25 protein-coding genes and 1 pseudogene are annotated in these 22,186 nt (G+C 58.1%); 13 read left to right on the top strand and 13 right to left on the bottom strand.

Annotated features, from left to right (window positions below):
* Positions 1-821 precede the first annotated feature (821 nt).
* Complete coding sequence (locus ABIA45_RS26290) at positions 822-1,001, top strand: hypothetical protein (RefSeq protein WP_166812838.1); 180 nt, start codon at positions 822-824, stop codon at positions 999-1,001.
* A gap of 208 nt (positions 1,002-1,209) precedes the next feature.
* Positions 1,210-1,389 (top strand): hypothetical protein, encoded by a 180-nt coding sequence (locus ABIA45_RS26285; protein WP_370129130.1) that lies wholly within the window; start codon positions 1,210-1,212, stop codon positions 1,387-1,389.
* Between the two features lie 242 nt (positions 1,390-1,631).
* Here the strand turns inward: ABIA45_RS26285 and ABIA45_RS26280 are convergent, their stop codons facing one another.
* The 4 genes from ABIA45_RS26280 to ABIA45_RS26265 form a co-directional block, all read right to left on the bottom strand.
* Positions 1,632-1,895 carry a Spy/CpxP family protein refolding chaperone gene (locus ABIA45_RS26280; protein ID WP_404654316.1) on the bottom strand — a complete coding sequence of 88 codons (264 nt, stop codon included), beginning with the start codon at positions 1,893-1,895 and terminating at the stop codon, positions 1,632-1,634.
* A 562-nt stretch (positions 1,896-2,457) separates the two neighbouring features.
* Entirely contained in the window at positions 2,458-2,763 is a 306-nt protein-coding gene (locus ABIA45_RS26275; protein ID WP_370129134.1) for a hypothetical protein, read from the bottom strand.
* A gap of 56 nt (positions 2,764-2,819) precedes the next feature.
* The gene (locus ABIA45_RS26270; protein WP_404654315.1) at positions 2,820-3,089 is read right to left on the bottom strand and encodes a DUF1488 family protein; all 270 of its coding nucleotides are present in this window, start codon (positions 3,087-3,089) and stop codon (positions 2,820-2,822) included.
* 409 nt (positions 3,090-3,498) lie between these two features.
* Entirely contained in the window at positions 3,499-3,666 is a 168-nt protein-coding gene (locus ABIA45_RS26265; protein WP_246741222.1) for a hypothetical protein, read from the bottom strand.
* Between the two features lie 606 nt (positions 3,667-4,272).
* Between ABIA45_RS26265 and ABIA45_RS26260 the strand changes: the two genes are divergently transcribed.
* The 3 genes from ABIA45_RS26260 (at position 4,273) to ABIA45_RS26250 (ending at position 6,564) form a co-directional block, all read left to right on the top strand.
* Positions 4,273-4,620, top strand: a complete 348-nt coding sequence (locus tag ABIA45_RS26260) for a hypothetical protein (RefSeq protein WP_404654314.1) — start codon at positions 4,273-4,275, stop codon at positions 4,618-4,620.
* A 1,149-nt stretch (positions 4,621-5,769) separates the two neighbouring features.
* Positions 5,770-6,141: a signal transduction histidine kinase gene (locus ABIA45_RS26255; RefSeq protein WP_404654313.1), complete on the top strand. Its 372-nt coding sequence runs from the start codon at positions 5,770-5,772 to the stop codon at positions 6,139-6,141.
* Between the two features lie 150 nt (positions 6,142-6,291).
* On the top strand, positions 6,292-6,564 hold the full coding sequence (locus ABIA45_RS26250) for a DUF2061 domain-containing protein (RefSeq protein WP_404655749.1): 273 nt from the start codon (positions 6,292-6,294) through the stop codon (positions 6,562-6,564).
* Between the two features lie 76 nt (positions 6,565-6,640).
* On the opposite strand, the gene ABIA45_RS26245 is transcribed toward ABIA45_RS26250, so the two are convergent.
* From ABIA45_RS26245 to ABIA45_RS26225, 5 genes are all read right to left on the bottom strand, one after another.
* Positions 6,641-7,318: a Crp/Fnr family transcriptional regulator gene (locus tag ABIA45_RS26245; RefSeq protein WP_404654312.1), complete on the bottom strand. Its 678-nt coding sequence runs from the start codon at positions 7,316-7,318 to the stop codon at positions 6,641-6,643.
* Positions 7,319-7,615: 297 nt separating this feature from the next.
* Entirely contained in the window at positions 7,616-7,999 is a 384-nt protein-coding gene (locus tag ABIA45_RS26240) for a hypothetical protein (protein ID WP_404654310.1), read from the bottom strand.
* A gap of 501 nt (positions 8,000-8,500) precedes the next feature.
* Positions 8,501-10,150 carry a chaperonin GroEL gene (groL, locus tag ABIA45_RS26235; protein ID WP_404654309.1) on the bottom strand — a complete coding sequence of 550 codons (1,650 nt, stop codon included), beginning with the start codon at positions 10,148-10,150 and terminating at the stop codon, positions 8,501-8,503.
* Positions 10,151-10,290: 140 nt separating this feature from the next.
* Positions 10,291-10,608, bottom strand: coding sequence for a co-chaperone GroES (gene groES / locus ABIA45_RS26230; RefSeq protein ID WP_404654308.1), 318 nt, complete (start codon positions 10,606-10,608; stop codon positions 10,291-10,293).
* A gap of 103 nt (positions 10,609-10,711) precedes the next feature.
* Positions 10,712-10,972 carry a DUF1488 domain-containing protein gene (locus tag ABIA45_RS26225; RefSeq protein WP_404654306.1) on the bottom strand — a complete coding sequence of 87 codons (261 nt, stop codon included), beginning with the start codon at positions 10,970-10,972 and terminating at the stop codon, positions 10,712-10,714.
* Positions 10,973-11,880: 908 nt separating this feature from the next.
* Here ABIA45_RS26225 and ABIA45_RS26220 point away from each other — a divergent pair.
* The 3 genes from ABIA45_RS26220 to ABIA45_RS26210 all read left to right on the top strand — a co-directional run bounded on the left by ABIA45_RS26220 (position 11,881) and on the right by ABIA45_RS26210 (position 13,686).
* Positions 11,881-12,090, top strand: coding sequence for a hypothetical protein (locus ABIA45_RS26220; RefSeq protein WP_404654305.1), 210 nt, complete (start codon positions 11,881-11,883; stop codon positions 12,088-12,090).
* 924 nt (positions 12,091-13,014) lie between these two features.
* On the top strand, positions 13,015-13,161 hold the full coding sequence (locus ABIA45_RS26215) for a hypothetical protein (protein WP_404654304.1): 147 nt from the start codon (positions 13,015-13,017) through the stop codon (positions 13,159-13,161).
* Positions 13,162-13,485: 324 nt separating this feature from the next.
* Complete coding sequence (locus tag ABIA45_RS26210) at positions 13,486-13,686, top strand: hypothetical protein (protein WP_370129160.1); 201 nt, start codon at positions 13,486-13,488, stop codon at positions 13,684-13,686.
* 586 nt (positions 13,687-14,272) lie between these two features.
* On the opposite strand, the gene ABIA45_RS26205 is transcribed toward ABIA45_RS26210, so the two are convergent.
* Entirely contained in the window at positions 14,273-14,500 is a 228-nt protein-coding gene (locus ABIA45_RS26205; RefSeq protein WP_080584243.1) for a hypothetical protein, read from the bottom strand.
* A 416-nt stretch (positions 14,501-14,916) separates the two neighbouring features.
* Between ABIA45_RS26205 and ABIA45_RS26200 the strand changes: the two genes are divergently transcribed.
* From ABIA45_RS26200 to ABIA45_RS26190, 3 genes and pseudogenes are all read left to right on the top strand, one after another.
* A complete protein-coding gene (locus ABIA45_RS26200; RefSeq protein ID WP_404654303.1) occupies positions 14,917-15,777 on the top strand; it encodes a transglutaminase N-terminal domain-containing protein in 861 nt (286 codons plus the stop codon).
* A 201-nt stretch (positions 15,778-15,978) separates the two neighbouring features.
* Positions 15,979-16,215 (top strand): DUF6894 family protein, encoded by a 237-nt coding sequence (locus ABIA45_RS26195; RefSeq protein WP_404654302.1) that lies wholly within the window; start codon positions 15,979-15,981, stop codon positions 16,213-16,215.
* A 241-nt stretch (positions 16,216-16,456) separates the two neighbouring features.
* Positions 16,457-17,642: pseudogene (locus ABIA45_RS26190) on the top strand (IS3 family transposase).
* Between the two features lie 179 nt (positions 17,643-17,821).
* On the opposite strand, the gene ABIA45_RS26185 reads toward ABIA45_RS26190, so the two are convergent.
* Both ABIA45_RS26185 and ABIA45_RS26180 read right to left on the bottom strand, forming a co-directional pair.
* Complete coding sequence (locus ABIA45_RS26185; protein WP_404654301.1) at positions 17,822-18,166, bottom strand: hypothetical protein; 345 nt, start codon at positions 18,164-18,166, stop codon at positions 17,822-17,824.
* Between the two features lie 165 nt (positions 18,167-18,331).
* Complete coding sequence (locus tag ABIA45_RS26180; protein WP_404654299.1) at positions 18,332-18,463, bottom strand: hypothetical protein; 132 nt, start codon at positions 18,461-18,463, stop codon at positions 18,332-18,334.
* A 493-nt stretch (positions 18,464-18,956) separates the two neighbouring features.
* Here ABIA45_RS26180 and ABIA45_RS26175 point away from each other — a divergent pair, with 493 nt between their 5' ends.
* Together ABIA45_RS26175 and ABIA45_RS26170 are read left to right on the top strand one after the other, a co-directional pair.
* On the top strand, positions 18,957-19,376 hold the full coding sequence (locus ABIA45_RS26175) for a CopG family transcriptional regulator (protein WP_404654298.1): 420 nt from the start codon (positions 18,957-18,959) through the stop codon (positions 19,374-19,376).
* 3 nt (positions 19,377-19,379) lie between these two features.
* Complete coding sequence (locus ABIA45_RS26170) at positions 19,380-20,567, top strand: alpha/beta hydrolase family esterase (protein ID WP_404654296.1); 1,188 nt, start codon at positions 19,380-19,382, stop codon at positions 20,565-20,567.
* Between the two features lie 451 nt (positions 20,568-21,018).
* Here ABIA45_RS26170 and ABIA45_RS26165 read toward each other — a convergent pair whose 3' ends face one another.
* Complete coding sequence (locus ABIA45_RS26165) at positions 21,019-22,065, bottom strand: SMI1/KNR4 family protein (protein ID WP_404654295.1); 1,047 nt, start codon at positions 22,063-22,065, stop codon at positions 21,019-21,021.
* Positions 22,066-22,186 lie beyond the last annotated feature (121 nt).

Below are 22,186 nucleotides of genomic sequence, written 5' to 3'. Positions count from 1 at the left end.
GAGCGGGATTGGCTGCCCGGAGCAGCCGTTGGCAGCCGTTGACCCGCAAGGCGCCGATCTCCGATACACATTTCGTGAATGAATTGCGTAACTCTCTAACCGACTCATAATTATTTCGAGAAATCTTAGGAGCCGCAATGTCCTCCCCAGAAGAAGACGATCGGCGCGAATTTTTAAGATCCTGCGGCAGATTTGCCTCCGTAACACCTCCGAAAATTACAGCGTTGCTTTCGACCTCACTTAGTGGCACCTCAATTGCCAGCTCCGACGGCCGGCGTGGTGTATGCCTAGTAACTATCGCTGAGAGCAGAAGGCCGCCCGAGAGGCGACCTTAGACTGTCACCGGTGTTTGCCCCTGGGTAATGAAGCGAGAAGCGCGACTTGCAGTTTCGGGTCTTGGCCCGCGCGCATAGGACGCATGTGCTCTACGAGCGCGTCCGACTGCCGAAGCCCTCTCTCGCATTTCCCGCTGTTCATTGGCAATCAGGTAGGCGACTGCTCACTCGACCGTATCGTTTCGTTCGGACACGTCTGCTGATGGCCCTTCGGCGAAGTGGCGGCGTCGCTCCACGAGGTCCGCTTATTGGTGGCGGACAAGTTCTGCTCAGGTTGAGTTCTTCGCATTTTGACCCTAAACGGACTCTTGATGTGCGGCCGGCGGTTCCTGATCAGTTCTGCGTTGCTTAAGTGTTCTCATGCCCTCAGGGGGGCGCTGGCCTGTTTCCGACGGTAGTGGCCTAAGATGAAAACGGGTGTGGCCCAATTTGACTTTTCACCCGCTTGGCGCCGGGTATAATCGTTCCAATAAAGGAACGACTACGATGGACTACCGCGCTTACATCATGAGCGAGGACGGGCATATCAGCGGGGTTCACGAGTTCGAATGCGCTGACGACGAGGAGGCCAAGGCCAAGGCCGCCCAGATGCTCGACGGGCACGACTTAGAGGTGTGGCAGCGTGAACGGCGCGTTGCGGTTTTGAAGCGCCATACCCGACAGTAAGGCCGCCTCAGTTGGCAAGAGCATGAGCAATTTTGCTCAGATCACACGATGCGGATATGCAATCTGTTGGGCACCGGGGTTTTGCAAACCCACCCGGGGCTGGGAAGCCGCTGCCCGCGACACAGATTAAGCGGGTGGCGTTTTTTTCCCGGACCTTGTCCGCGCAACCGTGGGCGGCGATTGTGCACAACCGACCGGGGAGCCTGTAATGATGAGTGCCATTGAGTGTCGGAAGGCCGCCAAAGCCCTCAAGATTGAAGCTGGCGTCATCGGTATTTCCCCAAAGAAAGTCGCCCTGCTCACCAACATCGCCCACAGCTTAAGCGGTCTCGCGAGCCAGTTAGAAATGCTCGATGACCATGAACGGGAAAGCAAGCGAGGAGAGTAAGGCTGCCTCACTTGGCGGCCGCTTTCATGTTGTCGATGTGGTCCAGGTCGCCTATTGGCCCATCGCGTCGTTTCGCCGCGGTGCGGAGTTTGATCGCTACCGGTGCATACCCGACATCGGGCAAGCCTGCACCAATCAAGCTCGATTTATGAGTACGTGCCCTATAGTAACCGTCAACAACCTAAAGCGCGAAGACGATTCAGCCCAATCTCATCGCGCCTTAGCTCCCATGCGCGCTGCCGTCACGGGCTTGCGACCTGTTGCAGCGTGTTGAAGCGCGCCTTCTGCTCGCTGCTCAGCGTGGCGTAGAACTCGTCCAGGGCGGGTTCGACCAGCTTGGGGGCCGTCAGCATGGCCCCTCTGAATTGACTTCCGCTTTCAGCGGCAGAACGGACATTGCTCGGACTCGCTGCTGGCCCGACCCGTCGCGAATGACCCTTAGCTGACTTTAAGGCTCTCCTTTCGACGCCTTGGAAGGAGTGATGCCCAAGCGACGTTGCGGCCATTTTCGACCTATGAGCCAAGAAGAGGGAAGGCGGGCGAGTGCCGCCACGAGGCGGAGAAGGCCGTCAGCCAGGAAGCGTGGCTCCGGCTGGCGGGAGATTGGATCAGGCTTGCCCAAGAAGCCGAGAGGTGCCGGAGCCGATTTGACAGAGGTCCGGAGCAATCTGAACGGAGGAGCCGAACCCTGAATAGCTAATATGACTCGCTTCTATCAGTTTTGAGGCGCACACTCTCCCTCATCACAGATCGGACCTTGGCTGTTTTCTGTGACTGAGAACGCCGGTCGCGCTCCCGCCTTCCTCAATGGACAGGAGCCGCACCATGATGCGCCAGCGTTTCAAGCAGACCAAATCCCTCTTCCGCCCGGCCCTCTGCGCGATGCCGTCGAAAGGAAAGCCCAGCTGACTGAGACCGCCTCGGACATCAACGATTGGCTACGGTCGCCAGGTCTTAGAGCACCCACCACGTGAAGTCCGGGCCCCATTTGAAAAGCCGCATGCGCAGCTTGAACGGTGCGGATGCAGTCCCGCTATTCCCCGCTTATGGCGCCGCAGCCGCAATAATTCATTTCGACAGCGTGGACTTTAGATAGGCACTTGGCCGCACGTTGATCTTTGCAAGCTCGCGACGCTCGTCGTCCGACAACTGCCAATCCTCGCACTGACTGGAAAGATGCCGGAAAAGGTCATGCAACTTGCTTCGCGCAACCTTGACGATCTCAGTGTCGTCGAATTCGCGAGAGTTCAAGAAGATGGGCAACGTAAACCTGGTTTCATCGCCTTCGAAATGGAATGTCAAACGAATGTCCTCGCCTCGTTCGTTCGGCTTGATCATTTCGATACGCGCGACATTTACCTTGAAGTTGCTCATTGCCTCCCCTCCTTAGATCGACCATCGGACGAGCGCGATGTCGCGGCAAGGCTGATTCAAGCGCTTTTCGAAAAATAACCGGCGACCAGATCATAGGAGCCCCTGCTGCCTCTAACGTAAACCTTAGCGGCCGCGGCACATATCACATCGCGATTGCAATCAAACACGTCCAGGAAACCACGTTCATCATGGCAACCCGGGCGAAGCCGTCTCAATGCGTCTTCCTCTATGAAGAATGATGCTTCGATCGCGCTGTCGTATCCCCCAAAATGCACGGCACGCCGCGTTTTGTCATATGATCGACTATGATTTGGAAATTCAATCACACGGCCGGTCCGATCAAGTTCAGCGGCGAAAACCTCGCCGGGTGGACAAACACTCCGAAGAGATCCGGCGGCCGACGAGTAACTGGCGACCCTGGACCGGATTACAAGCAGCTAGCGACAAATAAGTTGCTGCTGACCTTTCTAATTCAGTCCAGCGTCACCATGTGTCCCATATCATCGCGCGTCCACCCGGCTGTTATCGGTGACTGAGAGATCGTTGCGCTCCCGCCGTCTGAAGGGCGGTCCGAAATGACGAACATCAATAAAGCAAGCCTTCGCGAGTGGCTCGTACCTCCCGTATTGCTGCCGATCTTTTTTGCGCTACTGATCGTCGGAGCAATGGTGATGCAGCGGTAGTCCGGGACCCGCGCCATAGTTCGACCAAACTGCCGATCGGCTCCATAGCTCCCTAGTCGCGACGGCAGCTTTGCCAATTCGTCACAGCCACAACAAGCTGCGTGTAATCGGCGTCCTCGAACATCTGATCCCAGCACATCAGCTCGTGGGCAATCTTATGCGGAGTGTAGGCACGGAAGTCGAAGCCGCCCGCAAGGTGCCGCGCGGCGGCGACGTCCATTGTTTCCTTCGTGAGATCCTTCATAACGAGACCGGCTGCTGACCGAGCGGCTCCTTAGCCAAGGGGGATGCTTGCGTCGGTGCGCCGCGCGTCTGCCAGCTCGCCTGAGCCAATCGAGATCGTCTCCATCATCAACCCGTGCGAGCCCTCCGCCGGCACCGGTGTCAGGTGATGCATCGTCGATTGTCACCCAAGCCTCGCTTATTAATGGAACGATTGATCTTGGGAATCCTTAGTCCTCAGCGATCGAAGATTTATCTCCGAGAGCCAGGCCCACTGACCGGTCGACATTTTGCCCCAATGCCCGGCGGAAGGCTTAGCGGCCTCGGATGCCCCTCGCACCGAGGCCGTTGCCTTAATCGAGGTGCGCTTTGGTTGGACAACAAGCCGTCCTCGCCGCCAGAGCACTTATATACCCCGTCTATCGACTGATTGCACGACAGACCACACTACAATGCTTAGTCTGCGAGCCGCGGGGCAAACGCAATCAGAACCTCGGTGCGCCCCGCTTCGGGAGGGGGAACGTACCGAGCAGCGCGAGTGCCGACTGACAACAGGCCCGCATCTCGCCAGGAGGTTCGACTGGCCGGGAAAGGAGTGATTCGGATGATTATGCCAGCTAAAGGCGAGGCGTCACATCAGACCGTCTTCGTTCTGGAGATCGACGGTCAGCCGATTCTGGCGTTCAGAGCCGCGACGAGTCGTCAGGCCAGAGAATTAGGCAAGGAGGACTGGCTGCAGGAGGATTTGAAGCGAATGATGATTGGACACAGACCGCTTTGGGATGGGAAGTCGCCGATCAGGGTGCGCCGCGCCGAGTCAACAGAAGAGGCATATTACGTTGACGCGAAAGCGGAGAATGCTGCGGGCGACCTGGTTTATCTGGTTCGGCGCGACAATGAAGCGGATGCAAGTAAACTCGTCGCGCGTGGATCATTTCCGCCCCGGAGATGATTTCGAAATAGCACCTTACCGAAGGACGGGGGCAACTTGTTGAAGAACGACAATATCGAGACCTGCTGCACTGAAGCCCCGTTCTAAAGGACCGCCAGCTAGCGGCTGTCGCCTCGACAAAACTCTCGCCACGCAGTGATGTTATCGACCGCAGTGCCGCCACCGTGGCCGCCCAACGCTCAAGTCGTTCTCCTAGTGGCATTCCCAGTGCTGTCTGCAATGCTTCGGCGACTGCGTCGGGGCCATACGGAGTGACGATCACGGCAGTGTTGAGACTCCTAGGCCGCGCCGGAGAAGTTCGAGAGAACGAGCACGCCGGGTCATCCGTGCGGCGACATACTCCTTGGCAGCCAGTTCATTCCGTCGTGCAACGGAGTGACGAGAGCGACGCGACTGAGCCGAAAGAAGCAGCGAGCGAGCGCCGAGAAACTCCTGTTCAAGGTTTCTGACCTCGACTGCAACGGCCGTAAAGGCCTTCAGCGGAAACGCCGCAATTCGGCGATAGTGCGCAATCTTCTTGTTAAACGCGATGAATTTTCGCGCATGCTCTTTACCTTAGGAGGCACACAACCCTTTCAGTTCCTCAATGCCAACTATCGAGTTTGGCGGGACACAATAACGCGGTACGACCCATCGCCCGCAACTAGGGTGCGGTCGAAGATGGTTGCGCTCCGCCCGGCGGCTCTTTGCCAAGCGGCAACGATCGGACGCACGACAACAGATGCGCACTTTTTCGGGATATTTATGCCTGGGGGTCGTTATTCAGCCCTTCGATCCCCATATCCAAGTGTACCCCGGTCAACCATCGAGATTGGCCGGAGCGCGCGGAGATTTCGAACGAAAGGGTTCTGCAGCATATGTTCAAATCTCAGCAGCATCGCGCAAGAGCAACCGCGTCAGGCGAACTTGTTAAGGGTTCGACCAACGCTGAGGAAAGCCGCAAATTTAAGACCTGGCGGGCCGGCTTCGTTTTGTTGACGGATCACAGGCGCAAGAATGAAGTCGGCCGCAACAAGCTGCCTTTAGGAAGGGACAGGCCTAGCGATGCGAGATCGGGCGCTGCCGCCCTCTCGCGATGGGAGAACGAGGGAGGCTCAGTCCGCGACGAACTGCCGATGTGAGTAAACGCGGAAAGCAGGAGGATTCGTGATGTCACTTACACAATTTAGCATCGATGACAGCCCCCATAGCATGGATGGGCTACGGCTTTTTGCTCAGGATGGAACTGAACGCGTCGAGGCGTTCGTCGGCCGCAAAGTGATGGACGTCTGGGCCGAATCTACCGAGCACCATGGCGGACGGCAAAGTCTATTCCGCGATCAATACAATGCGCTCGGCAAGCTCAATATTGCGGCGATCCAACGGATTGTGAGCGCAAAATACCAGCGAGGAGCTGCGTTCAACCGGCAACATCCTTTTATCGAGGTTCTGTTCTCGGACATTGCAGAAAGTGGCGAGGCTTTAGATCTAAGTGAGCTCGTGCGAGAGGTTTTGCCTCCAGCATTTCATAGGCTGACTTGAGATATGCATCACGATAATGCCGCGAAAAAATCGCCGGACAAGACTCGGTCGTGATCGCCAGGCCCTCAAGGAGGATAGCGCGTTTACGATTCGTTTCCCGCTCCCGAAGCAGCATCAGCTACAGCTTGCCTTTGCAGGGATGGCCGACATATCGAGCGCAGGAGGGACGGGAGGGACGGATGTTCATTCGGACGCGAGATTCCCATTTTCGCTCCATGGTCAAAGCTCAGCTGGAGGATCACCGGTAGTATCGACACCTTCGTACTGAGCTTCATCTTCACCGGTAGCGTCAAGGTTGCAGGTTCGATCGCCGGTGCTGAGGCCGTTACTAAAATGATTCTCTACTATCTGCACGAAAGAGCCTGGTCCGCCATCCGCTGGGACCAACAAGGACAAACGGGCGGCGGGTCCGGTTCGCCCTGATCCGCTATTCAAGTGGACGGATATCACGCGTTTGAACCGGCGATCGCTCATATGCTCGGTTTGGCCGGCGTGGCGGTCAGTCCTTCCGGTCTATCTCGGATTTGTCGCGCAGAACCGCGTTCAGAAGCGAGCTATGAACCTCGATCTTTCCATTGTAGCTGATGAAGCCGAGCTTACGGAACTTGTTCATGAAGAAGCTAACCCGTGATCGGGTCGCACCGATCATTTCAGCCAACGTTTCCTGGCTGATATCGACGCCAATTGGCTGCGAGCTGGATTCCTTGCCGAAATTTGCCAGCAGAAGCAACAGGCGCGCCAAACGTTTCTCGCTCGAATTGAAGAGTTGGTCAATCAAGTCTTCTTCAATCCGGCTGTTGCGCGCGAGCAAATACGCCATGAACAATTGAGAGAACTTTGGCTTGCCTTCGAGCGCTGCAATCATCGCGGTCTTCGATATTCTCGTTATGACACAGGCCTCCATTGCCGTAGTCGTGGCAATACGCAATGGATGACCATTGAGACAGCCCTCGCCAAAGAATTGTCCCGGCTCCAGAATCCCGACGACGGCTTCCTTGCCTTGGTCCGAAACGACCGTCAGCTTGATCTTTCCCTCTTGAATGTAGAATACCGCGTCCGCGACATCTCCCTGCGCGAACACGTTCCGCCCTTTGCCAAATTTCAAGATCGATTTTCCGGCCCCGACCTTCGCAAGGAAGGCTTTGGGTTCAAACAAGTCCTTCGCCGCTTTCACCAAGGCAGGACTCTCGTTCGTTGGACCGTTAACACGCTATCACACTACCACAATTTGAAAGGATGTTCACCTGGAGGAAGGCGCGTGGCGTGCGGCAATTTGGGAACTGAGATGACAAGAGGAAGCGTTCGACTCAACGTGGACTTCACGGATTTCGGCCTCCTCGAGTTGTTTGTTCAAAGTCGATGCGAGAGTTTAGGGATTGACCATCTAGCGACAACTGTCTGGCCAGGCTTGCAAGTCTCCCTTCCACTGCGCGAGATGCGTCTATGCAGATTTCCGCCGCGCGGACTTGCTTGATTATCCGCGCAGTTCCACAGCTTTGTTGCTACCAAGCGATTCGGCACAGGCTCTAGCAACGGCTGAGTTTGGCTCAGTGCTTCCCGGCATCGTGGCCCAACCGCCTTTTTCGACAAATTTGCTCTGGTCCCATGAATAGGTCGCCTTCTTCATTTCGACCAGATTCGCCGATGCATCGGCGGCTTGTCGAAATTTCTCAACGCAGATCGGTGTGAGAGCTGCCACGACAGCCGTCGCAGCACTATTCTTCGCGAGCGTCTCGGCGGTCCCACCTGTCACCCAGCCGCCCCAGCTGAAACCCACGATTGCCAGAGCAATTGCTCCGGCCAAGGCTCCCCACAGTGCCGGCCGCACGGCAGCTTTTGTCTCCTTAGAGATTTCCATGATTTTCACCTTGCTTGGAGGTACGTGCTTCACCCGTTAAGGAGGGTAGACACGTCGAGTGATCGGCGTCTGTACCAAATTGCTCACCTTCGGATCGCCTGATACGCCGTTCGCTGCAGTCTGGCGCCAGGGCCCTCCAGCCAGCATCTGCGCCGCGATGCTCCTGGAGATACATGAGATCCTTTGCCTTTCGCAGTTGAGCGCGGGCGGCGCAATATCGTTTCAGGTGTTCCTTTTGGACCAGACTGCGACGTCTCTTCCGGATTTATTCCATGCATTGTCTGACTTGAAATATATTACAGATCAGCCCGGCCCTCGTGGCCGGGCTTTTCGCTTGGGCGCCTCGGCAAGAGATAAAAAGCTTCCTCGGAAGAGTTCGCCGGACTGCGAGCTACGCAGGCGAGTCTCAACTTACGTGCCCTTCCTTTTGAGCTTCATTCTGCCTCCCGAAAATCGGTCCATCCTTTCTCTTGTCTGCAGTTCGGCCATGAGCGGGTTGACTTAGAAATCCATACCACCCATGCCTCCCATGCCGCCGCCACCTGCAGGCACGCCGCCGCCTGCGTTCCTCTTCGGCACCTCGGCCACCATGGCTTCAGTGGTGATCAAGAGAGCCGCGACCGAGGCCGCGTTCTGGATCGCCACGCGAACCACCTTGGTCGGATCGATGATGCCCTTCTTGACAAGGTCGGCATATTCGCCGGTCTGGGAGTCGAAGCCGTAATTGTAGGCCTTATTCTCCAGGATCTTGCCGACGATCACCGAGCCGTCTTCACCGGCGTTGATCGCGATCTGGCGAGCGGGGGCCGACAGCGCCTTGCGCACGATCTCGACGCCGGTCTTCTGGTCGTCGTTCTTGGTGCGCAGACCCTTGAGCTGTTCGGAGGCACGGAGCAGGGCGACGCCGCCGCCCGGAACGATGCCTTCTTCCACGGCCGCGCGGGTCGCGTGCATCGCGTCATCAACGCGATCCTTGCGCTCCTTCACCTCGACCTCGGTCGCGCCGCCGACGCGGATCACCGCGACGCCGCCCGCGAGCTTGGCAAGACGCTCCTGGAGCTTCTCACGGTCGTAGTCCGAGGTGGTCTCCTCGATCTGCGCCTTGATCTGGGCCACGCGCGCCTCGATGTCGGCCTTCTTGCCGGCGCCGTTGACGATCGTGGTGTTCTCCTTGTCGATCATCACCTTCTTGGCGCGGCCGAGCATGTTGAGCGTGACGTTCTCGAGCTTGATGCCGAGATCTTCCGAGATCGCCTGGCCGCCGGTCAGGATCGCGATGTCCTGCAGCATGGCCTTGCGGCGATCGCCGAAGCCCGGAGCCTTGACGGCCGCGACCTTCAGGCCGCCGCGCAGGCGGTTCACGACGAGGGTCGCCAGCGCTTCGCCTTCGACGTCCTCGGCGACGATGACCAGCGGCTTGCCGGTCTGCACCACGGCCTCGAGCAGTGGCAGCAGCTCGTTCAGCGAGGAGAGCTTCTTCTCGTTGATGAGGATGTAGGCGTCGTCCATCTCAACGCGCATCTTGTCGGCGTTGGTGACGAAGTAGGGCGAGATGTAGCCGCGGTCGAACTGCATGCCCTCGACCACATCGAGCTCGGTCTCGAGCGACTTGGCTTCCTCGACGGTGATGACGCCCTCGTTGCCGACCTTCTTCATGGCGTCGGAGAGGAACTTGCCGATCTCGGCGTCGCCGTTGGCCGAGATGGTGCCGACCTGGGCGATCTCGTCGTTCGAGGTGACCTTCTTGGAGTTCTTGACGAGGTCGGCGACCACGGAGTCCACTGCCAAGTCGATACCGCGCTTGAGGTCCATCGGATTCATGCCCGCGGCAACCGCCTTGGCGCCTTCGCGCACGATGGCTGCGGCCAGCACGGTCGCGGTGGTGGTGCCGTCGCCCGCTGCGTCGGCCGCCTTCGATGCGACTTCGCGCACCATCTGCGCGCCCATGTTCTCGAACTTCTCTTCGAGCTCGATTTCCTTGGCGACGGTGACGCCGTCCTTGGTGATGCGGGGAGCGCCGAACGACTTGTCGAGCACGACGTTGCGGCCCTTAGGACCGAGCGTCACCTTTACCGCGTTGTTGAGAATTTCGACACCGCGCAACATGCGGTCGCGGGCATCGACGCCGAATTTGACTTCTTTGGCTGGCATAGTGATCTCCGTTTCAACTGGTCAGATCCCAAAGATCGCGCAACTGGCGAGCTCTTGAGGGATGAGATTTGAATTGCGGGCCTCATCTTCGAGGCCCCCGGCCACGCCGAATCCCCAGGGTAAGGAAAACTGGCTGGCGCTTACGCGACCTTCTTCTTGGCGGCCGGCAGATCCGTGAGAACGCCCATAATGTCGCTCTCCTTCATGATCAACAGCTCCCGGCCGTCGATCGTGACCTCGGTTCCCGACCACTTGCCGAACAGCACGCGATCGCCGACCTGCACGTCGATCGGGATCAGCTTGCCGGCTTCGTCGTGGCCACCGGGGCCGACGGCGATGACTTCGCCCTGGGAGGGCTTCTCCTTGGCAGTGTCCGGAATGATGATGCCACCAGTGGTCTTGACTTCGGCCTCTATGCGCTTGACCACGACGCGGTCATGGAGCGGACGGAATTTCATGCAATTCTCCCTGGCTTTTGTAAATATTTCTGGATTGGAAGTCGTAATGAACTACGTGCCGTAAACAAAGTCCTCCGCGTCCATTAAGACGTGAGTCTTCATTTCAAAAATTAGCGGCGACCAGATCGTAAGAACCCCTGCTGCCGCGGACGTACACACTGGCAGCGGCGGCACATATCGCATCACGATTGGAATCGAATGCGTTCAGGAAACCCGATTCATTGCGGTGAGCGTTGGGTTCAAGTCGCCTCAGCGCGTCTTCCTCTATGAAAAACGATGCCTCTAGCGCGCTATCGTATCCCCAAAAACGCACGGCATGGCGCGTTCGGTCATATGAACGACTATAGTTTGGAAACTCGATCACGGTTGGATCCGATCAAGTTTGCGCAACGGGAAGAGCTGAAAGTGGTCCGGCCGCGCTAACCCGTAAATGGCTACTCTAGAATCGGATTACAACCTGCTCACGACAATAAAGTTGCGACCGGCCTCGTTATTCGGCGGGGGCGTCACCATGTTCCTCATATCAGCGCGTCCCCTGGCTATTGTCGGTGACTGAGAGTGTTGCGCTCCCGCCGTTTTAAAAAGGCGGTCCCAAATGTCGAATACCGATAGATTCAATGTTCGTGAGTGGCTCGTACCTCCGGTATTGCTGCCGATCTTTTTCGGGCTGTTGATCGTCGCTGCAATAGCTATTCAGTGGTAGTCACCCTCGGCGGACCCGCGCCCTCGGCTCAAGCAAACAGCTAGTTGGCTCCGATGAAATGACTAACGAGCCGAATGTCAGGGCCGTGGCAGTTGGTGCGATTAGGTATGACCGTCACGCGTACTGCGCTCAATCCAAACAGGTGGGCAGCGCGCAGGCTTGCCCACAACTGACCTTCCCGGGTCGGATCGTGACCCACAACAGACCTCGGATCGGACCGTCGAGTTCGGGAGAGTCCTGGAGTTGCCAATCTGTCCTGAGGCGCTAGGAGGTGCCGGCCTGTTTCCGATCCTAATGGCCGGTTTTGAAAAAACAGGCAGCCGTCTGTTTTGATTTCTTAACTTTTCCGACGTGAGCAAAATTGACCAGCAACCTTACACGCTCTTCTCATTTAGGGGACAGTTGATCTACAGGGCATAGCTGATCGCCTCCAACGCTTATTTGTCCGCCGCCCCCTGTTTTGGTCGCGGAGGGGTATCTATATTAAAGCTATCGCCGCCCGGCCCATGGCATTTATCGGTGACTGAGAGCCTTACGCTCCCGCCTTCCGTCAAATAAGGAAGCGCGCTATGCAGGCACGAAATCGTTTCAAGCAATCTACCTCGCTTTATCAACGCCTAAACGAAGAAGCGCAACGTCGTCGCAAGATGGCAAAAAGCGGTCATCCCGGCATCGAGCGCGAACGATTCCTTCGCAAGGCACGACAGGCCGAGAATGCCTCCGACATCGACGAGTGGCTTTCATCTCCCGGCTTGCGAACACGACCCGAAGAGCGATGAACTCCCTTGAAGGGAGCGGACGATAGCAATAGCCCTAGCCCTATGGTGCTGTTGCCGCTCGCAAGCGGCAACATCTGTACAGACAATATGCCGTGCTAGCGTTTCGGCATCACCGCAAGGCCAGTAGTATATATCGGTGACTGAGAGCGGATATACGCTGTATGGCCCACAAAATTCCCGCGAGGCGCATGCTTGAGGTGAGGCTGGACGCTCTTCTCCCGCAGAAGTGGGAGTGGCAGGTTTGGGAAGACGACGCCCTGCTGATGAGCGGCCATGAGACTTCGCGCGAAACGGCCCAGATCGAGGGAAATAGCGCCCTGTTTTACCTACTTCGTACACCGAATTGACAATTCGAAGCGCCCTAACCGAATTAGGTCGACTCCCTGCCGAATAGGGCGTCTAGTCGCTTCATCACCGCTCGGCCCACGGCTTCTATCGGTGACTGAGAGTATTGTGCTCCCGCCCAACCGGACAGGGAGCAGCGCTATGCAACCTCGGATTTTAACACTGTCAGAACGGCTTTCCCAATTTGCGCAACGCGGGCGCGATCAGGCCGAAAGACTGCGGCCTGGCAAGGACCGGGACGACTTGCTGCAGAAGGTTCGTCAGGCCGAAGTGGCTATTCAAATCAACCAGTGGGTTTCATCGCCGGGCCTGCAGGCTCCGACATGATGGGACACCTTCAATCCCGTGCGCGCAATCGCGTGAAGAGAATAATCGACTTTCGAACGAGAGTGGCGAACAAGAGCGATAGGGCTATCAATACTGTCCTGAACCACATTTGGAGCAAGCTAAACGCAAGCACGCCTCCCATCCAAAAGACAATGGACAGGCCGCGTCGCTAGCCCCCAGGCATGAAAGCCGAAGCATCTCGGCTCTCAGTCTCACCGATTGAGGCCACGAACCTACGGAAGGGAGACGGCGATGGAAGGCGGGGCTGGACCTTCTTCGAAGGCTGAGCTGACGATCGTGGAGCGCCTCAAGCGCGCCGCGCTTGAGGACATGGATGGTCCCGAAATCCTCAACTTCCTTAAAGAAATCAAGGACGAGATCAGAAGGCGGGGCTTGTAATCTTTGAGGCGCACGTCTGGCATGGGAGAGACACGATGCGGGCCGGACGCGGCGACATAGATTGGCACTTCGCCTCTATTGTTGTTTCGCTGATCTGGCTCGCGTTGCTTTCTGCCAAGCTTCTCGCGGTGCTTCTCCGTGGGCCAGCCCTGAGGAGCGACCCGGTATCCCTGAATGGAGCAGAATGGCACTCGTCAGGGACGAATTGAACCCTGCCTATCATCGCGCATTGAAGACGCATCACCGATCAGGGGCTCGTCCTGCAGACGAGGGTGGCTGAGAGACCGCTTTTGCGCTCCCCTGTCAACCATGAGAGGGGCAAAGATGGCCCACCCATTCGGCGTCGAACACTTCTCGATCGCACCCGCCTCGATCCCGCCGACGGCACCGCTCAAGGACGCGAGCGGGAGGTTGGCTGACTTAGTCCTCGGCTCGCTCTTCTTTGCCACCATAGCCATCGCGATGTCCGGCTGGCTGTACGTGCTCTTTCTGCTTGCCCAGGCTGTCGCACGGCTGCTGGTGTAGTAGCCCCTCCCCTAAAGGGAGAACAGTAGCCCACCACTGCCGTTATCAGACGGTAGCAGGCTTTCGAGGCCATTTGGATCAAGACGCCTGTTCGCCCATAGCTGACCATCGTCAGGCTGTTCGGATCGTCTGCTTTCAGGATTAAAGTAGACCGAAAGCGCTGCCGATCACGATTTTGGCTTGTGTCTTCAAGACCGACTCCAGAGCAGTACACGATAGATCAGAACTGCGTTGCCACCGTCAGCGGCACGGCGCTCGGCTCTGCGGGATGGAAGTGTCGATCGGGGATGCCGTCGATAGGTTCAACGGGGAGCGCGAAAGGTAGGAATATTCAATCTGGCGTGTCCGTGCGTTGAAGTGAGCACAGTCTCAAGATAGCCCCTCAAACAAAAGCCGCCGGGCGTTACACCGAACGGCTTTTCTTCGCGGCTCCTAGTCTCCTAGTTCTGCCGCCAGATTCAAACCGCCCTCCCACACTTTGTTCCCTTTGATGCGCTCGTTCGTTGGTCATAGTTTCAAACAGCTCCCTCTCGCAGGCTAAATGGCGGCCCGCCAAGCACATGCGAGTAGCAGGTCGCGTGCCCGCTTAGGCAAACGGCGGTACCTCGACCAGTGTTCCGATTAGGCGCAACAAAGCTTGCTGTTCGGGGCCCTTTCCGTCGCGCAAGAAGTCGCCCAACTCGATATGAGAGAGGCGCCCGCCCGATGGCGGATTAGGCTGGTGAATAATGAAAGCATAACCATTCGTCGGCTCACGAGCGATGAACCATGCATCGCCATTTGGACTGCGATAAAGCTCCCGGCGGTCTGACATGTCTTTTCTCCGAACTGCCCCTTCAATGTGGGACGCGAATGGTAGTTTCAATAGGATATAACGACTTGAAGCGGAACTGTCCCTGCTCGGCCGAGTAACGCCGGTGGGCGCACAGCTCGGCCCCAGCTGCATCCGGGAGAGCCGGCAGTAGTCGTGAGAGGAGGAGCATGAAGTAGAACTGCTGGTAACGCGCCCAGAGCAGGTCTTTCCGCGTACACCAGACTCGCCCTAACGGGGCGCCAGAGCAGGTCCCGAAGTCTCGGAAAGTCATCGGGGTCTATTTCGACGGCCTACACCGCGCATCGAACCAATCTGATGCTGGAAGCCAACTTATTCGCACGGCTGGTACATTGGCTGCTCGACAGCGCGCGCCATATGGCAGCCGAAAGTACGTGCACACTCAATTTGGAGGACCCATGACAGTCCTAAGAATAAAACACGAGACAATATATAACTTTGAAAGCGGAGTTAGCCTGAACCCGCATCGATTATTGCTGCGCCCTCGCGAAGGTCGGGAGTTGCGGCTTCTTTCCCATCTAATAACAATAGCGCCAGCGAGTGAGGTAGCCTGGGCGCAGGACGTCTTCGGCAATGCTGTGGCAATGGTAGATTTCACGGCCATGACGGACAAGCTCGTTATAGAAAGTTTGTCAGAGGTTGAGCTGAGCTCCTGCGCTTGGCCCGTGTTTCCGGTTGCTGCCTCGGCCATTTCCTATCCATTCCGATACGGTGACGAAGAGTGGACGGACCTGGGAGCCCTCGCCGCTCCTCAATACCGTAATGGCGGCGATGCGGTCCGCAACTGGGCCAAATCATTTGTACTTGGCAGCACCACCGACACTTTGTCTTTGCTCAAGGACCTGAACCAGGGGGTCACTCAATGGATACGTTATGAAGCCCGGGATGCCGAGGGCACGCATTCTCCGGATGAGACACTGCAGCTCGGCATCGGAACGTGCAGAGATATGGCGACGCTTTTCGTGGAAGCCGCCCGTTTCCTTGGGTTCGGGAGTAGAATTGTTTCCGGGTACCTCTACGACCCGGACATGAGCCGCGTGGGTTCAGCGGGTTCGGGTTCGACCCACGCCTGGGCCGAGATCTACGTTCCGGGCGCAGGCTGGATTACATTTGACCCGACTAATCGTAGTGTAGGAGGCCACAACTTGGTCCCTGCCGCTGTTGCGAGGGATATCCGCCAAGTGATGCCGGTGTCAGGAAGCTACTTGGGATCGACCTTCTCCAAAATGACTGTGGAAGTCACTGTTTCCGCAAAATAAGTGCTCACCAAGAAGGCATTTGAGCGCTAGTCGCCAAAAGGGCCTTACGATGCCGCTGGGCAGCAGCGGCGCGAGTAACTTCCAGCAACGATGTGACCGCAAGTTTATTGTCCTTTATCGTCGGGCGAGGCGTCCTCTCATTGGCATCGCTGTCCGAGAGAGTGGAGTGCGATCCTGCCTGAATGGAACCAGAGCATCTTCATGGAACGCTTTTTCTTCGACATCCAAAGTGGCCGAGAGTTCTTCGCGGATGAAGAAGGTTTACGCCTGCCCAACCAAAAAGCAGCACAAGTGGAAGCGTTGCAAACCTTGGCCGGCATCACGAAAGAATCGATTTCTGGGGGCGAGCGGCCCGATTTAGCAGTCGAAGTGCGCTCGACGAGTGAGCGTTTGTTCTGCGTTTCTATAGTCTATCGAAATGTGAGTACGGAGCATTGAGGACGCCTAAGCGCGGCAGGCGCTGAACAGCGCGGTTCATTTGCATTAATGAAGCATGCATAAGACGACGATGGCATGGTGGGACGGCGTTACTCTTCGCGAGCGAGCTTTCGGAGCTGATCCTTCAACTCGCCAATCATGTCAAGCATGGTCTCGTTAACTGCCCCCTCAGGGAAAGTGACCTGCCACTGAGTAATTCCTCCAGAAGGAGTTAGAGTCCGACCTGACGAAGGACGGACAAATGAAGCGAGCAAGGTTTACGGAAGAGCAGATTATCGCGGTGCTGAAGGAGCATGAGGCCGGGGCGAAGACGGCCGATTTGGCTCGCAAGCATGGATATCCGAAGCGACGATCTACAATTGGAAGGCCAAATTCGGCGGCATGGACGTTTCCGAGGCGAAGCGGCTGAGGGCCCTGGAGGAGGAGAACGCGAAGCTGAAGAAGCTTCTGGCCGAGCAGATGCTTGATACGGCCGCCCTTCGCGAGCTCCTTTCAAAAAAATGGTAGGGCCCGCCGCCAAGCGCGCTGCGGTCGCGCATCTGCAGGCCGTCATGAGCCTGTCGGAACGGCGGGCCTGTTCGATCGTGGGCGCGGATCGGAAGATGATCCGCTATCGCTCCAGCCGTCCTCCGGAAGCGGCTCTCCGTGGCAGGCTGCGCGACCTCGCCAACCAGCGGCGACGTTTTGGCTACCGCCGGCTGTTCGTCCTGCTGCGGCGGGAGGGCGAGCCGTCGGGGATCAATCGGATCTACCGGCTTTATCGCGAGGAAGGGCTCACCGTCCGCAAGCGGCGCGCTCGCCGCAAGGCCGTGGGGACCCGAGCTCCGATCCTGGTGGAGGCGAGGCCCAACGCACGCTGGTCGCTGGACTTTGTTCACGACCAGTTCGCCAATGGTCGACGCTTCCGCATCCTCAACATCGTCGACGACGTCACCAGGGAATGCCTGGGCGCCATTCCGGAGACGTCGATCTCGGGGCGGCGCGTAGCCCGCGAACTGACGACAATCGTCGAGCGACGCGGCAAGCCAGGAATGATCGTGTCCGACCATGGCACCGAGTTCACCTGCAACGCCATGCTCGCCTGGTGCAAGGACGCAGCCATCGATTGGCACTTCATCGCACCGGGAAAGCCGATGCAGAATGGCTTCGTCGAGAGTTTCAACGGCCGGATGCGCGATGAGCTGCTCAATGAGACCCTATTCTTCCATCTCGACGACGCCCGCGCCAAGATCGTTGCCTGGATCGCTGACTACAATCTCCAGCGTCCCCACTCGTCGCTGAAATACCTGACCCCCGCGGCCTATGCCGCCCACCTCACCGCAACGGACGATCGGCCGCGCAACCCCGACCAGCTCCGCCGATCGTCCGTTGCTCCACCCGCGCCGTTTGGCGTACAAAACCCCGAGACTCTAACTCCCGCTGGATGAAAATTCAGTGGCAGGTCAAAAGCTTCTGACAGCGCTGTGTACTTTGCGAGTCTCGCCTTCCAGCCGGCTTTTTCCCGTTGGCGGTCCATAAGCCGCGCTAACATATGCGGTGGGCTATTGTTCCTACACAAGAAGAGGTCGCGAACGCGTTCCACGGAGCTGACGTTCTTGCTGGATATCTAAATCAGCGTCGCTGGCCGCACGTTAATCCCCGCCAGCTGGCGGCGCTCGTCTTCCGATAGCTGCCAATCCTGGCACTGACAGCAAAGCTGACGGAAAACATCGTGTAACTTGCTGCGAGCGATCTTGACGACTTCAGTGTCGTCGAACTCGCGAGAGTTCAGGAAGATCGGCAAGTTAAAACTGGTCTGATGCCCTTCGATGTGAAACGTCAAACGAATGTCTTCACCTCGTTCGTTGCTTTCGCTCATCTCAATGCGCGCGACCCTCACTGTGAAATTGCCTATCATCTCGCTTCCCTTATCGAATTCGTCCCATGCGTCCAGATGTGCAGTGCTCGCCAAGGCCTGCACCTAAAGGTGACATCTCTCAGACCCGTTTGGGAAAATGACGAGCGTCTAGATCTGGTCCGGATCGCTGAGAGAGAATCTGTCAGCTGTTGGATGGGCTTGCGTCGGTATGCTGCGCGTCTGACACGTCGGCAGGGCTGATCGAGATGTCCTGCACCGTCAAGCCCCCGAGCGGTTAGCCGGCACCTTGATAACGGTGGCAAAGCGACGGAATGCTGCGAACCAAAGGCTCTCGATCATCTCCTCGTCTGTGATGACTTCGTAGCCGCCAGCCGGCAACTGCCGGTCCATGCCTCTTATTCTGAACGGATGATTGAAGTGATGACTTCGCGTCGGGAGCGGATCGTCATCCGCCGGAGCCTTTCGCGAACGCTCGCTCGCGCAAAGTTCTCTTAGTGGGAAACGGTGAGCCAATTTCGCGCGCTTTTTGCCGGACGGAAAACATGGATCGTTTCATCACCACCGCCGCTCGTGCGACGGAAGAATCCGCGCTGACGAGCTCTTGCAGGCGATCAAGTTTTTCAGCTGTCCAAGAGACAGATGTTACGCGTGCCATTCGTGCCGCCTTGATATGCGCTGCCGAGATCTGTCGCCAAAGGCTGTGGAGATCAGCACGTTAAACAGCGACATGTAATTTTGTTCCTCTGATTAAGACGCCTGACAGCGATTGGCAGGCGGTCTTGCCGCGGGACTATCTGTGTAGCACCCCTTGAATCGCACCCGAGAGGATCTAGCTAACATCCATCCGCCATCCAGTGGGATGGGCAAAAACTGGATGTCAGTTATGGGCGACAATGTGCACGAGTTCCGACCCAAGGTCCCCGATACCGAGAAGATCACGATCAACCTTGGCTATGTCGACCTGGGACATGTCGATCTCATGGTGCAGGAAGGGTTCTATTCAAACCGGTCCGATTTCATCCGGACAGCAATCCGGAACCAGCTCGAACGCCATGCAGATGTCGTCAGGCAATCTACGGCTCGGAAGAGCCTGGACCTAGGCTTGCGCAACTACACCCGCGAGGATCTCGAAGCAACGCGGCGCGCCGGCGAGATGCTGCAGATCAATGTGCTTGGCTTGGCCACCATCGCCCAGGACGTCACTCCCGAGTTGGCTCGCGCCACCATCGCGTCTGTCTCTGTACTGGGGGCGCTTCACGCAACACCCGCGGTCAAGGCCGCTCTCGCCGACCGAATGAGGTGAACGATGCTGAGTCAAGACATAGTCCTGGAAGCAACCCGGCTCACGCGTGCCGGCCGACTGGCCGAGGCTACCATGCTCCTGCAGCGCATGCTTCGGGACGGTAGCGCGCCAACACCGGAGTCTCGCCACGCCCCTCAAGCTCGACATCCGCGGCTCGATCCGCTTACGATTGAGGCCAGGGCGGACGTCGTCGAAGAGCCGGAAGCTTCGCAGATCTCGCCGAGCTCTGCTCAAGGACGTAGACGCTCGTCGCCGCTTGACGTCATGCAGGATTTTTCCGGGCTCGGGCTGCGAGGTCCGATCGGACGCACGCCGCCATCCACGTCGGACATCGCGCCCGAGGGCACACGGTTTATCGCCGGTACTTTCAGTAACGCTGCGGGAAGCCGGACGTACAAGCTGTTCATCCCAAGCCGCTGTCACGGACGACGGCTGCCGCTGATCGTCATGCTTCATGGCTGCACCCAATCGCCGGACGATTTCGCGACCGGTACCCGGATGAACTTCCTGGCGGAAGAGCAGAATTGCTTCGTTGTGTATCCCGAGCAGCCGAGTGGCGCCAACCACTCGAAGTGCTGGAACTGGTTTCGCACCGGCGACCAGCGCCGCGGCGGGGGCGAGCCTTCGATGATCGCCGGCATTACCCGCCAGATCATGCGCGACCATGCGATCGATCCGAAACGCGTATACGTCGCGGGTCTCTCGGCCGGTGGGGCCGCCGCCGCCATCATGGGCGCAACATATAGCGACCTTTACGCGGCCGTCGGTATTCATTCAGGCCTCGCGTGCGGAGCCGCGAGTGATCTTCCCTCCGCGTTCGTCGCGATGCGGCAGGGTGGGGGCTCCAGGGCAATTCCGAATGGCAAAAATTCGGTGCCGACCATCGTTTTCCATGGAAATCGCGACACGACGGTGCATCCCAAGAATGGCGACCAGATTATCGAGCAGTCCGCCGGAGCAATGAGACCGACGACGAAGGTACTTCGCGGACGCGTACCCGACGGCCATGCCTATACCCGAGCGGTCCTTACCGACGGGGCAGGTCGAGTGATCTCCGAACACTGGACCATCGATGGCGGCGGACATGCGTGGTCAGGCGGCAGTCCCGCCGGCTCCTACACCGATCCTCATGGGCCGGATGCGACGAGAGAAATGCTGCGCTTCTTCCTTGAGCACTCGCTCGGTGGATAGTGTCCTTCACCGGCGCTCGGGCTGTCCTGGAGCACGTTGTCGAGGAAGAATTTTGGCATCGGGCTGAGGATTAACTGCAATCTGATGCGCAGGCGGCATATCCACCATCTGCGTCCCGGGACCCAGGACCTGATACGGAGCCCGCTTCGCGAATGTCTGCAGTTCGTCCATAGCTTGCGTTGGTGCGGTGTCACTGCATGTCGGCTCCGAGTGCCACGGGAACTTGCAGCTGGGGCTGCGTGAGGTCGCTTTTGCGCCGCCATCAGGCTCACTGCTGACACCCCGAGCTGCGCAAGGGAGCGGTCCGGCCCATTGCATTGGATATCCGCCTGGGGCTAGCTAACCCCTTCCGCTAGCACGAGTTTCTAGTGCTTGCGTCGTGGGGCGCAGTGGAGAAGGTTCGACCCCGGTTTCTCTCCCTCCGCCACCCGCTCAAATCAATCGCGCCGGCTTATTTGCCTTCGGGGCCAGCAATCGTCGCCAAGCGTCCGAGCAGGGCCGCCTCGGCCCCGGAAGTCAGACGGTAGCCTTCCGCCATCTCGACAATGTCGCCGCGGGCGACGCATCCGTCCCACCAGTCCCTCACAAGGCCCTCGGCGTACCCGCGCGTGTTGAAGCCGTAAGGTTCGGTGACAAGGTCGAAAGCGATCATCAGCTCGAAACAAGGCGAGTCGTAGGAGGTGCCGGTCTCGGGACGGCCCAAGAAAGCTTCGAAGGATCTGGCCGTACAAAGGCTCGAATAAAGCCAGAACATCAGCCCATACATGAGGTGCGACCGCTCGTCGTCGTGCAGGGCAAAGAAACCTTTCTCGTCCACGATCTGGCGGGCCAAGCTGCGCAACATTCGCTCGCCGTGCGGCAGACGGTCGCCGACGGCGGCCAAGGCTCGCACCACGATTGGCGATAACGTTCCCCGCTCGACGGTCGCGATCGCAGCGGCCCGATCCTCCTCAGCAGTGTCGTACTCGGACTCCTCGACCAAGCCGCGAATGAAGGTCTCGAAGTCTGGCGCGACGACGACGATACGGTAGTCATCCTCCTGGTCGACGTACACGACCTGCGGCTCGCCCCGCTTTCCGCAGGTCCGGTAGTCCAGCATGATCAGTTCGTGGCCGCCGGCCGGCGTGTCGGCGATTCCGACGCCAATCGGCGGGTAGCCCCATTCCTCGATCATGAACTTGGCGCCAAACTTCCCGGCGAGTGAATATGTGGACGTACGGCCAAGAGCGAAGAGCCCCTCGATAGCCACGTGGTCCTCCGCCCAGCCTGTACGCTCCTTCATTGGATGGCAGTTGCGCTTGACCATTCCGCCATTGTGGCGCCGTGCGAGGTCGACATAGGCCGCCGGCAGCCGATACCCTCCGATTTCATGCTCAATGGAGGCGATGAGCTCGTCGGTCGGCGGAGGCTCGACATAGTTCTCCAGGGAATACGGACAGTCGTCCCAGAAGCCTTCGAAGTCGAAGTCGTCAAAGAGCCGTTTCGTCGCCATCTTCATTACCTCGTCATGTTACGAGGCGTGTCTAAGCGCCCAGTAGCCAGGACCGTTGATTGCCACCCTTCGGAATGAAAACAGCTTATACGTCAATCAGGATTGACTGACACTTTCTCCGGCATTT

Origin of the sequence: Bradyrhizobium sp. USDA 336, assembly GCF_044908355.1 — a bacterium.
GTDB classification, from domain to species: domain Bacteria; phylum Pseudomonadota; class Alphaproteobacteria; order Rhizobiales; family Xanthobacteraceae; genus Bradyrhizobium; species Bradyrhizobium yuanmingense.
This window is presented reverse-complemented; position numbering and strand designations above follow the sequence as displayed.